The organism is Frankia canadensis, assembly GCF_900197875.1.
GTDB lineage: Bacteria > Actinomycetota > Actinomycetes > Frankiales > Frankiaceae > Frankia > Frankia canadensis.
Genome location: NZ_FZMO01000120.1, coordinates 1 through 11,579, shown reverse-complemented (window position 1 = coordinate 11,579; position 11,579 = coordinate 1). Strand labels below are relative to the sequence as shown.

10 protein-coding genes are annotated in these 11,579 nt (G+C 72.9%); 5 read left to right on the top strand and 5 right to left on the bottom strand.

Annotated elements, in window-relative coordinates:
* Positions 1–295: 295 nt before the first annotated feature.
* Positions 296–2,080, bottom strand: coding sequence for a glycoside hydrolase family 15 protein (locus tag C1A33_RS12340; RefSeq protein WP_101831665.1), 1,785 nt, complete (start codon positions 2,078–2,080; stop codon positions 296–298).
* 409 nt (positions 2,081–2,489) lie between these two features.
* Between C1A33_RS12340 and C1A33_RS12335 the strand changes: the two genes are divergently transcribed.
* Positions 2,490–3,038 (top strand): hypothetical protein, encoded by a 549-nt coding sequence (locus C1A33_RS12335; RefSeq protein WP_101831664.1) that lies wholly within the window; start codon positions 2,490–2,492, stop codon positions 3,036–3,038.
* 37 nt (positions 3,039–3,075) lie between these two features.
* Here C1A33_RS12335 and C1A33_RS12330 read toward each other — a convergent pair whose 3' ends face one another.
* Positions 3,076–3,273, bottom strand: a complete 198-nt coding sequence (locus C1A33_RS12330) for a hypothetical protein (RefSeq protein ID WP_006541195.1) — start codon at positions 3,271–3,273, stop codon at positions 3,076–3,078.
* A 305-nt stretch (positions 3,274–3,578) separates the two neighbouring features.
* Positions 3,579–5,192 (bottom strand): dolichyl-phosphate-mannose--protein mannosyltransferase, encoded by a 1,614-nt coding sequence (locus C1A33_RS12325; protein WP_101831663.1) that lies wholly within the window; start codon positions 5,190–5,192, stop codon positions 3,579–3,581.
* Between the two features lie 40 nt (positions 5,193–5,232).
* On the opposite strand from C1A33_RS12325, the gene rsmI reads away from it, so the two are divergent.
* The gene (gene rsmI, locus C1A33_RS12320) at positions 5,233–6,180 is read left to right on the top strand and encodes a 16S rRNA (cytidine(1402)-2'-O)-methyltransferase (RefSeq protein ID WP_101831662.1); all 948 of its coding nucleotides are present in this window, start codon (positions 5,233–5,235) and stop codon (positions 6,178–6,180) included.
* Positions 6,181–6,209: 29 nt separating this feature from the next.
* On the opposite strand, the gene C1A33_RS12315 is transcribed toward rsmI, so the two are convergent.
* Both C1A33_RS12315 and C1A33_RS12310 read right to left on the bottom strand, forming a co-directional pair.
* The gene (locus C1A33_RS12315) at positions 6,210–6,767 is read right to left on the bottom strand and encodes a YdcF family protein (protein WP_101831661.1); all 558 of its coding nucleotides are present in this window, start codon (positions 6,765–6,767) and stop codon (positions 6,210–6,212) included.
* A 41-nt stretch (positions 6,768–6,808) separates the two neighbouring features.
* Positions 6,809–7,927: an ABC transporter substrate-binding protein gene (locus C1A33_RS12310; protein WP_101831660.1), complete on the bottom strand. Its 1,119-nt coding sequence runs from the start codon at positions 7,925–7,927 to the stop codon at positions 6,809–6,811.
* A gap of 135 nt (positions 7,928–8,062) precedes the next feature.
* On the opposite strand from C1A33_RS12310, the gene C1A33_RS12305 reads away from it, so the two are divergent.
* From C1A33_RS12305 to C1A33_RS12295, 3 genes are all read left to right on the top strand, one after another.
* A complete protein-coding gene (locus tag C1A33_RS12305) occupies positions 8,063–8,887 on the top strand; it encodes a TatD family hydrolase (RefSeq protein WP_101831659.1) in 825 nt (274 codons plus the stop codon).
* Positions 8,888–8,985: 98 nt separating this feature from the next.
* Positions 8,986–9,804 (top strand): 16S rRNA (adenine(1518)-N(6)/adenine(1519)-N(6))-dimethyltransferase RsmA, encoded by an 819-nt coding sequence (gene rsmA / locus C1A33_RS12300; RefSeq protein WP_480014323.1) that lies wholly within the window; start codon positions 8,986–8,988, stop codon positions 9,802–9,804.
* A gap of 150 nt (positions 9,805–9,954) precedes the next feature.
* Positions 9,955–11,579, top strand: a 1,625-nt coding sequence (locus tag C1A33_RS12295; RefSeq protein ID WP_101831666.1) for an HNH endonuclease signature motif containing protein, incomplete at its 3' end; no start/stop codon positions are given.

Here is an 11,579-nt window from a genome sequence, read left to right as displayed (position 1 = left end):
ATCATCCAGCCGTTATCGGCCGCCGATCCCGATCAAGAAAACTGCGAAACTCTAGGGGTAAGGACCCGCGATCAGGCGGATGGTGGAGGCCGGTGTTGCCGGGCCCGGGCCCGGCCGGCTCCCCGTAGGCCGCATATCAGCCGCATTTCCCACAGGTGGGAAGCGCATGCGGGGGACAGCGGTACCGTGTCGCGAAATCGCGGGTTCCCGTCCGTTTTTCCCCGGAACTCGCGACACGGACTGCCGTGAACCTGCCAGCAGGCTGCCGCGACCCGCCGCGCGACATCACCCAAGGTCAGGTCAGGGCGCGGTCGAGGTGGATGGCGGCGCTGATGAGGGCGAGGTGGGTGAAGGCCTGGGGGAAGTTGCCCAGGGCCTCGCCGGAGGGGCCGATCTCCTCGGCGTAGAGGCCGACGTGGTTGGCGTAGGTGAGCATCTTCTCGAAGACCATCCGGGCCTCGCTGACCCGGCCGGCGCGGGTCAGCGCCTCGACATACCAGAACGAGCACAGGTTGAACGTGCCCTCGTCGCCCGTCAGGCCGTCCGAACCGTCCGCGGCGTAGCGGCGGACCAGGCTGTCGCTGACCAGGTCCTCGCCGACACGGTCGAGCGTCGACAGGAACCGGGGGTCGGTGGGGCCGGAGAACTTCACCAGCGGCATGCACAGCAGCGAGGCGTCGAGCCGCTCTGAGCCCGGGTACTCCATGTAGGCGCCGCGCTGGGGGTTCCACGACTCGTTCTGGACGAACCGGTAGGCCTGGCCGGCGAGGTCCTTCCAGTCGTTCGTGGGCCCGGGCAGGCCGCGCTGGCGCGAGATGCGGCAGGCACGCTCGAACGCCACCCAGGTCATCAGCGCCGAGTAGGTGAATCGCTGGCGGCCGCCGCGGGTCTCCCAGATGCCCTCGTCGGGGGAGTCCCAGTGCTTGGACAGCCAGTCGAGCTGGCGGCCGAGCGCCTCCCAGAGCTGGAACGAGATCGGGACCTGCTTGTTGTACAGGTACACCGAGTCCATCAGCTCGCCGTAGATGTCGAGCTGGAGCTGCTCGGCGGCGGCGTTGCCGATCCGGACCGGCTTCGAGCCGCGGTAGCCGGCCAGATGGTCGAGGACCATCTCGTCGAGGTGGGGGTTGCCGTCGACGCTGTACAGCACATACAGGCCGGATTCCGTCGGCGCCTCGTGGCAGCGGTGCTCCAGCCAGTCCATGAAGGCGGCCGACTCGTCGGTGAAGCCGAGTGCCATCAGCGCGTAGGTGGTGAAGGCCGCGTCGCGGATCCAGGTGTAGCGGTAGTCCCAGTTGCGCACGCCGCCGAGTTCCTCCGGCAGCGACGTCGTCGGCGCGGCCACCAGCGCGCCCGTGGGGCGGTAGACGAGCAGCTTGAGGACCAGGGCGCTGCGCACCACCATCTCGCGCCAGCGGCCGTGGTAGCGGCCACGGCGGATCCACGACTGCCAGTAGTTGACGGTGCGGGTGAACAGTGCGTCGGCCTCGCCGGTGACCAGCGGGCGGATCGTCGCGTTCCACTCGAGGACGATGTCGGCCGTCTCGCCGTTGGCCAGGTCGAACTCGGCGTACACGGCGGTGCCCTCGACGCGCAGCGGCAGCGACGTGCGCAGCACCAGGGTGCCCGTCACCGACTCGAAGACAGCGCCCGAACCGGGGATGAGCGTCACCGTATGGGCGGTGCGGCCGTAGTCGAAGCGGGGGTCGCAGCGCAGCCGGAACGACGCCGTCCCGCGCACGGCCCGCGCCTGGCGGACGACGACGTGCGGCGTCTCGGTGACGTCGCTGTCCATCGGGACCATGAAGTCGACGACCTCGCCGACCGCGCGCGGGGCGAGGAAGCGGGTCATCAGCACGTTCGAGTCGGGCAGGTAGAGCTGCTTGGCGTGGGAGTCGGGGCAGTGGATGCGGAACGAGCCACCGCGCTCGGCGTCGAGCAGGCTCGCGAAGACCGACGGCGCGTCGAAGCGCTGCGGGCAGTACCAGTCGATCGTGCCGTCCGTGGCGACCAGGGCCACGGTACGCAGGTCGCCGATGACCGCGTGCTCCTCGATGGGCGGGTAGTCGGTGTCGGGCATTCGTGGGCTCCGCGGGGCGTGATCGGGCCGAGGGTCCGGCCTTCGGTTTCCGCCGGCGCCTGGTCGGAGAGGACGCCACCGCGCCATCAGGCGACCCAGCCGGGGGCCGCCCGCGTCCTCCCGGCCGCCGCCGGTCGCCACCCGAGTCGAGGGGCGACCACGAGACGGTAACCCGCCGTGGGGCACTCCGCCCACGCCTGGCGGCAACCGGCCGGATCGGTCGGATCCACAGTGTGAACACCGGATGTCAGGGGCGGGTCGGGCGGCCTCACACCCGTTCCCCGGAGGTGGTGCGACCCCGGCTCCCGTTACGGTCCGGGGGCGCTGGCACGCCCGGACTGGTTAGCGATCCCACACCGGTGGGGGTCTGGCCGTTCGGGTGGTGGGACACCCCACCTACGATCACGCTATGGCCGCCCACCCATCGACCGCCGAGGACGGTCACGCCGCACTGGTGATGTTCGCTCGGGGAGACCGGGTCTTCCCGATCGACGACCTGGGCGGCGGGATCTGGTCGCGGCGCGGAACCGTGCTGGCCGTGCACCCCGCCGGACGGCGTGAGCCGACCGGGCAGACGGGGCCCGTGCGGGTAGAGTCCGCCCGAATTCCACTGCCGGTCACCGCGCGGGCGACCGTGCTCTGGGACGACGGCAGCGCCGAGGTGCTGGCGGAGGACCAGCTGTGCCTCGTGTATGACCAGGAGGCTCCCGTCGGCGTGCGGGTCGTCACGCTGCCGATGGACGAGCCGGTCGACGTGGTCCAGCACGGCGGGCACGTCGTGCTGGTGCTGCGGGACGGACTGCTCCCGCCCGTCGTGCTCGAGACGCTGCGGGACAAGCTGCGTCGCGTTCGCGCCGCGCTGACGCCGGCACGGCCGGATCAGGCCACGGCGGCCGAGCTTCGCCGCCGGGACCTGGATCTGCTTCGCGCGCTGATCGCCCAGCTCACGGGCGGCTGAGGCGGATGACTGCCGCGCGATCAGCCCGCCGCGCCGCTCAGGAGGTCGAGTACGGCCCGGGGCGCACGCCGGGGCCGTAGGCGTTGCCGTTCATGCCGGCCCGCGGCTGCTCGGTCATCGCCTGGCTGACCTTGGACGCGATCGCCTCGGTGAGCCGGATCGCCTGCGTCAGCGACAGGTTCAGCACGATCTCGCTGTCATCGGTCATCGCGAAGCGTACCGACACATCCGCCATGGTCGTTCCTCCCAGACTCGGTCCGCCCGACACCCGGTTGTGGGGGACCGACCCACCATCCCCGATCGTGGTCTCCGGCCAGACGCGGCCCCCCTCGTCGGGCGCGGCAGCCGAGCTGCTAGGGGCGTACGTCATGAACTCCGGGTCATCGGCCAACTTCATGCGTCCCCGTTTCGGTGTCGTCAACCGGGCGGAAATGCCCATTGGTGATGATGGCATCGCAACAGGTGTTTATTGCTTGACGCTCAGCAGATTCGGTGAGGAAGATCACACCGGGACCACGGAGGGGTGCCCCGACCGGGCGATCAGATCCAGCCGGGGAACCACATCCGCGCCCGCCAGGAGGAGTAGGGGATCACCTGCGCGGCGAGCACCGGGTAGAAGTACGCGAACAGCAGCACCACGATGATCGTGTAGATGCCGACGGACAGGGCGCCGGCCAGCCGGCGGGTGTCGGACGCGTCCCGCGGGCCGAGCGCCAGGCCCGCCAGCCCCGTGATCCCGAGGATCAGGAACGGCAGGCTCGGCAGCGCGTAGAAGAAGAACATCGTTCGGGCCGGGAACAGCAGCCACGGCAGGAACGCCGAGCCGAAGCCCACCAGCACCAGCGCCGCCCGCCAGTCCCGTCGGGAGACCCACCAGGCCAGCATGCCGCCCAGGCTCGCCGTCCCGACCCACCACACCGCCGGATTGCCCAGCGCGATCACCTCTCGGGAGCAGCCGGACGGATCATGGCAGCCGGACGTCCCGTAGGCGGGCGAGGAGTAGTAGTACGCGACCGGTCGGGCCATCACCAGCCAGCTCATCGGGTGGGAGGCGAAGTCGTGCCCCTGGTGCAGGCCCTCGTGGAACTTCAGCACCGCCATCTGGTACGACCACCAGCCGCGCCACGCGGCGACGAAGCCGTTGCCATACAGGTGCCGGTCGTAGCCGCCGTCGGTGACGAACCAGCCCGTCCAGGTGGCGAGGAACACGACGATCGGTACGGCGACGAACATCGCCAGCCACGGCGCGGCGTCCCGGCGCAGCGCGCCGAGCACCGGCCGGCGGGCCCCGGCGGTGCGCCGCGCGCCGATGTCCCAGGCGATCGCGAGCGCCGCGAACCCGATGATCGTGTACAGCGCGCTCCACTTGACGCCCACCGACAGGCCCAGTGCCACCCCGCAGGCCAGCCGCCACGGGCGGAACCCGAGCCGGGGGCCGAACATGTCGCGGCGCGGATCGTCACCGGGTTTCGTCCCCTCAAGGCGATCGGCGAGGCGCGCGCGGCCGAAGTCGCGGTCGAGCAGCAGGCAGGCCAGGGCGACGACGACCCCGGTCATCAGGAAGATGTCCAGGATGCCGATGCGGCTCTGGACGAACTCCAGCCCGTCCATGGCCAGCAGCAGACCGGCGAAGCAGCCGAGCACCGTGGAGCGGAACATCCGCCGGGCGGCGCGGGCGAGCACGAGCACCGCCAGCGTCCCGAACAGCGCCGAGGAGAACCGCCAGCCCAGCTCCGGACTGCCGTGCGGCACGCCGGCGCAGTTCGTGTACCCGAACAGGCCCTCGGACGCCGCCATCAGCCACTTGCCGAACGGTGGATGGACGACGTAGCCGGGCCCCGAACAGGTGCTCGAATTGATCTCGTAGCCGGCGGTGAGCAGGCCCCAGGCGTCCTTGGTGTAATAGACCTCGTCGAAGTACACGCCGCGGGGCTCGGTGAGGTGCCAGAAGCGCAGCACGCCCGCGAGCACCGCCACCGAGACCGTCGCCAGCCAGCCCATGAGCGCAGAGCCCGGCATCGGTGGGCACAATCGGTCGCGCAGGCTCTCGGCGGATGGCCGCCGCCGGTCGCGCGGCCCCCCGGCCGCGACTGCGGCCGGCTGGTCCTCGCGTCCGCTCGCACTCCAGGGCACGTGGGCCGTCGTCGCCGTCACACGGATCAGGGTAGGTCCTGACTCCTGCCACACTGGTCAGGTGTCCGGGACCCTGGTGCTGTGCGGTGCTCCGATCGGTGATGTGCGCGATGCGAGCCCCCGCCTCGCCGAGGTTCTCGCGACCGCCGACGTCATCGCCGCCGAGGACACCCGCCGGGTCCTGCGGCTCGCGCACGGCCTCGGCGTGACGATCAGCGGTCGGATCATGTCCTGCTACGACGCGGTGGAGGGCGCCCGCGCCGCGCAGCTCACCGACTACCTGCGCCAGGGCGCGACGGTCGCGCTGGTCACCGACGCGGGCATGCCCGCGGTGTCCGACCCGGGCTTCCGGGTCGTCGCCGCGGCCGCCGCCGCCGGAATGACCGTCACGGTGGTCCCCGGGCCGTCGGCGGTGACGGCGGCGCTGGCCGTCAGCGGGCTGCCGAGCGACCGGTGGACGTTCGAGGGCTTCCTGCCCCGCCGCGGCGCGGACCGCCGGGCCCGGCTGCGGGAGCTGGCCGGCGAGACGCGCACCATGGTCTTCCTGGAATCGCCGCACCGGCTGGCGGCCGGGCTGCGCGACCTGCTCGCCGTGTTCGGCGCGGACCGGGCGGCGGTGCTCTGTCGCGAGCTGACGAAGACGTTCGAGGAGATCGTCCGGGGCGACCTGGCGGCGCTGGGGGCCTGGGCGACGGATGGCCGCGTCATCCGCGGTGAGTTCACCCTGGTCATTGCCGGTGCCGCCCGCCGCCCGCCGGTGACGGTGACCGGACTCGCCGGCGCCGCCGCGGACATCGCGCGGGACACGGGCACAGACGTCGCCGCGCAGGCGGGCGCGGCCACCGTCTCGGCCGCGGCACTGGCCGCCGAGGTGGAGCGGCGCAGCGCCGCCGGGATGTCACGCAACCAGGCGCGGCGGGCGGTGGCCGCCGAGCTCGGCGTCTCGCGCAACGACGTCTACGCCGCGGAACTCGCCGCCCGGCCGCCCGGCCCCGGTCGCCACGCGTGATCACGGCGCCGTCCGCGTAGCCGGGTCGGTCAGCAGGTTCGCTGCAGGAGCAGGGCCTTGCCCAGCGCCGCCCACTCGTAGGCGATCATGTAGGGCCACATCGTGCGTGGCAGCGGCACGCCGATCATCCGGGTCTCGCCGGAATAGCAGCGGGCCAGGCGCAGGTGCGCCCTGGTGCTCTGCGACGTCGCCGCGACCACGATCAGGGAGTTCCAGCCGCGTGCCCGTGCGGCCTCGGCGACCCACCGCGACTCGCCCTGGGTGGTGCGGGGACTGGGGGAGAAGCAGATGACCTCGACCCCGGGGATGTCCGTCGGGCAGGGGTCCTCGGCGGTCGGCTGCGACACGGCCAGGACCGGCGCGTAACCCGCCTGGGCGAGGGCGACGGCGCGCTCGAGCCTGCCGGGGCTGCCGGCGAACATCACGATCGCGTCCGCCCGGGCCGGGCGGTCCTGATGCGGGAGGACGAACAGCCTGGTCGTCGCCACCACGAAGGCGACGGCCAAGGCGGCGGCCACACCGAGGACGACGGCCCGGCGCCGGCCGGGCGTGGTCGCCGCCCCGGTGCCGAGCGGTGCCGTCGTCAAGGACGCCTCCTCCCGCCGCCGGGGCCGACGCAACCGTCGCCTCATCCTCCCCGGGTGGGCTGCGCGGCCGGACCCCGCCACGCCGCCGGTCGGCTGGTGATGAGCCGCGGATGGGCGAACGCGGCGCGGGCCGCCTCCCGCGGCCAGACGGTGTGCGACGCCCCGTCCTGCCACTGGACGACCGGGATCTGATGGCCGACCTGCAGTCCGGTGGCCTCGTCGAGGCGGAACCGGCCGAGCAGCGTCGTCGTGTCGATGCCGCGGGCGGCGGCGAGCACGGAGGCGTCCTGGACGCCGCCGCAGAACCGGATCGCCCGGCCCAGCACCAGCCCGGTGACGTAGGCCCAGGCGGCCGTCTCGGTCGGCGCGACACCGTGCAGCGCGGTGTAGTCGGCGGTGAACTCGCGCGCGGTCGGGCCGGTGGCCGTCCCCCGGGTGTCCTCCGGGATCCAGCTGCCCGGGGCGAGCAGGCGTTCGCGCAGGTCACCGAGGCTGGCGGTGGCCTGCGCGCTGACCGCGGTGGAGAACGCGGCCGCCCGCCACGGGCGGCGCAGCAGGATGTTCGCCGCGGCCAGCTCGTCGTCCGGCGCGGCGTGCACGATGAGGATGTCGCCGGGTGGCAGCCGGCTCGCCGCCTGGGTGGCCCGGCCCGGCGGGAAGACGTGTGAGGCGACCTCGAAGGCCTGCGCCCCCGCGGCCGCCCGCGTCCCCGAGGCGATCTCCACCGCGGTGTCGCCGGAGGCGAGTAGCACCACCTTGCGGGCCCGCCGGTCGGCCGCGCGCACCACCGAGAGCACCCCGCGCGGCCAGGTGGACGTGGCCGCCGCGATGTTGACGACGTTGGGGAACGCCTGGCGGACGAACCGGGTCGACGGCGCGCCCGTGTTGAACACCACTCGGTCCGTCGCCGCGCAGGCGGCCAGCGCCGCGCGGTGGCCGTACGGCCCGAGCAGGGCGTCCGGCCGGGCGGCGACGGCGGCGCGCATCGCCGCGGCCGGGTCAGGGTGGGCGTCGTAGGCGGTCAGGCTGATCTCGTCCCAGGGTGCCGGCAGATGCTCGTCGCGGGCCCACAGGGTGACCCCGCGCAGGCCGGCCAGCCCCTGGGCGGAGTCCGGCCCGGTCAGGGGAGTGACGAGGGCGACAGTCAGCGGCGTCGTCATGGTCGGTGTTCCTTGCGGTCGTTCACCTGTTAAGCGTCCCATGCGAGATATGCGGAATCTTCGGGACGCCTGTCCCGCCGTAGACTGCGCAGGAATGCGGGGAACAGGACGCGGGGCCGGAAGGCGGTTGGTGAGGTGGCGCGTAGCTCCAGTCGGACGGGCGATCCGCCGCCCCCGCCCGATCCGCTGCCGGTGGCCGTCGTCGACAGCCACTGCCATCTCGACCTGATGGACACCGAGGTGGCGCCGGCACTCGCCGCCGCCACCGCCGTCGGTGTCACCCGTGCGGTGACCGTCGGTGTCGATCTTCCCACGAGCCGGTGGCAGGCCGAGGTGGCGCGGGCCCATCCCCAGCTCTACGCCGCCGTCGCCATCCATCCCAACGAGGCGTCCCGCGGCGTGAGCGAACAGACATACGCCGATATCACCGAGCTAGCCCGACAGGACAAGGTCCGCGCGGTCGGGGAGACCGGTCTGGACTACTACCGGACGCCACCGGAGGGGCACCTCGCCCAGCAGGAGAGCTTCCGGCGGCACATCGCGATCGCCAAGGAGACCGGGCGCGCGCTGATGATCCACGATCGTGAGGCGCACGACGACACGCTGCGTATCCTCGCCGAGGAGGGCCCGCCCGAGACGGTCGTGTTCCACGCGTTCTCCGGCGACGCGGCGATGGCCCGGAGCTGCGCGGACGCCGGGTACGTGATGTCGTTCGCCGGCAACGTCACCTTCAAGAACGCGGCGAACCTGCGCGAGGCGGCCGCCGTCGCCCCCGCCGAGCTGCTGCTCGTCGAGACCGACGCGCCGTTTCTCACCCCCGTGCCGTGGCGTGGCCGGCCAGGTGGGCCGTACCTGATCCCGCTGACCCTGCGGGTGCTCGCCGAGACGCGGGGAGTGGGCGTCGCCGAGCTCGGTGCCGCGGTGGCGGCCAACTCGGAGCGGGTGTTCGGGCCCTGGTAGGCATCGATGCTTCGGGCGCTGGTGGCGCTGGTGGCGCTGGTGGTGGTGGCGGGCTGCTCGCGGCGGCGGAGTTGCGGGCGTTGGCGCGTGCCCTTGACCTGCAGCCGACGAAGCGGCGCGGGCAGAACTTCCTCGTCGATCCGAACACCGTGCGCCGGCTGGTGCGTCTCGCCGGCGTCGGGCCGCAGGACACGGTGCTCGAGATCGGCCCAGGCCTCGGCTCGCTGACCCTGGGGCTGCTCGACGCGGCCGGGGCCGTCGTCGCGGTCGAGGTCGATCCGCCGCTGGCCGCGGCTCTGCCGGTGACCGTCGCCGCCCGGCTGGACCCCGCCATCGCCGGCCGGCTGCGCGTGGTGCTCGGTGACGGGATGACGGTGGGTCCGGACGACCTGCCGGAACCGGTGGCCGCGCCAGGCGTACTCGCGGCGAACCTGCCCTACAACGTCGCGGTACCGCTGCTGCTCGGCGTGCTGGAGCGGTTCCCGTCGCTGTGCCGTGGACTGGTGATGGTGCAGGCGGAGGTGGCCGAGCGGCTCACCGCCCCGCCCGGCGGTCGTGTCTACGGGGCGCCCAGCGTGAAGCTGGCCTGGTACGCGCGGTCCCGGCTGGCGGGCGGGGTGCCGCGTCCGGTGTTCTGGCCCCAGCCGAACGTCGACTCCGCGCTCGTCGCCTTCACCCGCCGGGACGAGCCGCCCGGGCGGCCTGAGCAGCGCCGCGCGGTGTTCGCCGCCATCGATGCCGCCTTCGCGCAGCGCCGCAAGACCCTTCGGACGGCGCTCGCGCCCTGGGCCGGCTCGCCGGCGCGGGCGGCAGAGCTTGCCTTCGCCGCCGGCGTCGACCCCGGCGCGCGCGGCGAGACGCTCTCCGTGGACGACTTCTGCCGGCTGGCGGACGCCCGCGCGGTCTCCACGCCGTAGTCGGCGGCTGCGACCGTCACTCGCTGCCTCCTCCCTGGAGGATTCTCTGGACTCTTCGTTGTCCACAGCCGTCGGACCGGGCCGGTCGCCTCGTCCACAGCCTTCAAACATGCGTTCGACAGTCCGAGCAGTCCCTCCTATGGTCGTTCCATGGTCATCCACGCGGCGCGGGGCGAGGCACCCGGCCCCACACCGGTTCCCCCGGACCCACCGCCTCAGGCCGATGCCGACCTGTGCGGCCTTCTCGACTCCTCCGCACCACCCGCCCCGTCCAGCGCACCGGACTCCGCCGACCCCCACGGCCCACCCGACCCGTCGGCCCGGCCGAGCGGCGGTTCCGATTCGCATTCCGGCGCCGCGGCGGGGAGTCTGGGGGCCCGGCTGACGATGATTGTCGAGCACATCCAGGGGATGCTGGCCGACGAGGCGTGGCCGCTGTCCGATGGCGAGCTCGACGCGCTGTTGGAGGGCGTCGGCCGATTGGGCGGTCCGGTGGCCGCGGTCAACAACCGGCTGATCACCGAGGCTCTCGACCGTGGTCTGGCACCTCGTCGCGGGGCCAGCGACATACCCAGCCTGCTCCGCGACCGGCTCGCCCTGTCCACTCGCGAGGCCCGCCGCCAGGTCGCGCTGGCCCGCGCCGTCAGCGACGGCCCGTGCGAGGCCACCGGGCAGGCCCTTGCCTGCGGCGACATCACCGTCGAGCACGCCCACGTCATCCGCGAGGCGATCGCCTCCCTGCCCATCGATATCACCCCCCAGGAGCGGGCCGACGCCGAACAGACCCTGCTTGGCCACGCCCGGGTCTTCGACCCCTATCGGCTAGTCAGGCTCGCCGCCCGCATCAGGGAGGACCTCACCCGCGTCGACCCTTCCCCCGGCGCCGACAGCAGGACCGGGCAGTCCGGTGATTCCCCACACGACGACAGCGACGATCCCGGCCGCGGGCCTGGCGACAGGGACAGCGACGCAGACACGCCGGGCAGCGAGGACAGGGGGTCCGGCGAGGACAGCGGGTCCGGTAGATCCGAAGGAGGAGACGAGGACCAGCGGCCGTCGCCTGACCCGGCCGCGGTCCGACGCCTCTCCTTGCGCGACACGCCCGAGGGCACCACGCTGATCAGCGGGGAGTTGGACGCCGAGGCCGCCGCGCTGCTGCGCACCGCGCTGGACGGCCTCGCCGCGCCACGCCCGGCCGTCGACGGCATCCCTGACATCCGAAGCCCGCAGCGCCGCCGCGCCGACGCCCTCGTCGAACTGGTCACGCGGGCGCTGACCGGTGCCGTCGTACCCGTCAGTGGCGGGGTGCGACCCCACCTCGTCGTGCACGTTCCCTGGGACACTCTCGTCAGGGGCGGCCTCGAGCCGGCCATGACCGACTGGGGGCTTCCGCTACCTCGTGGGGTCCTCACGAGGCTGGCCTGCGACGCCGAAGTCAGCAGGATCATCCTCGATCCCGCCGGGGTGCCGCTTGATGTCGGACGATCCACTCGAGTGGTCCCGTCGAGCCTCCGCCGTGCCCTCGTCGTCCGTGACCGAGGGTGCGCGTACCCGGGCTGCGACGTCCCGCCGAGCTGGACGGAGTGTCATCACATCACCCCGTGGCAGCACGGCGGGCGCACCATGCCCCGCAACCTGGTCCTGCTGTGCGGCGCCCACCACCGGCAGGTCCACCACGACAGGTGGCGGATCCTCGTCGAGGACGATGATCGGCCCTCCTTCATCCCACCGCCGCACATCGACCCCCGTCAGCGCCCCCGCCGCAACCCCTACGG

What these genes read in the sequence shown, in the direction of transcription:
- C1A33_RS12340 (WP_101831665.1), bottom strand. Translation starts at nt 2,080, where the DNA reads ATGCCCGACACCGACTACCCGCCCATCGAGGAGCACGCGGTCATCGGC.
- C1A33_RS12335 (WP_101831664.1), top strand. Translation starts at nt 2,490, where the DNA reads ATGGCCGCCCACCCATCGACCGCCGAGGACGGTCACGCCGCACTGGTG.
- C1A33_RS12330 (WP_006541195.1), bottom strand. Translation starts at nt 3,273, where the DNA reads ATGGCGGATGTGTCGGTACGCTTCGCGATGACCGATGACAGCGAGATC.
- C1A33_RS12310 (WP_101831660.1), bottom strand. Translation starts at nt 7,927, where the DNA reads ATGACGACGCCGCTGACTGTCGCCCTCGTCACTCCCCTGACCGGGCCG.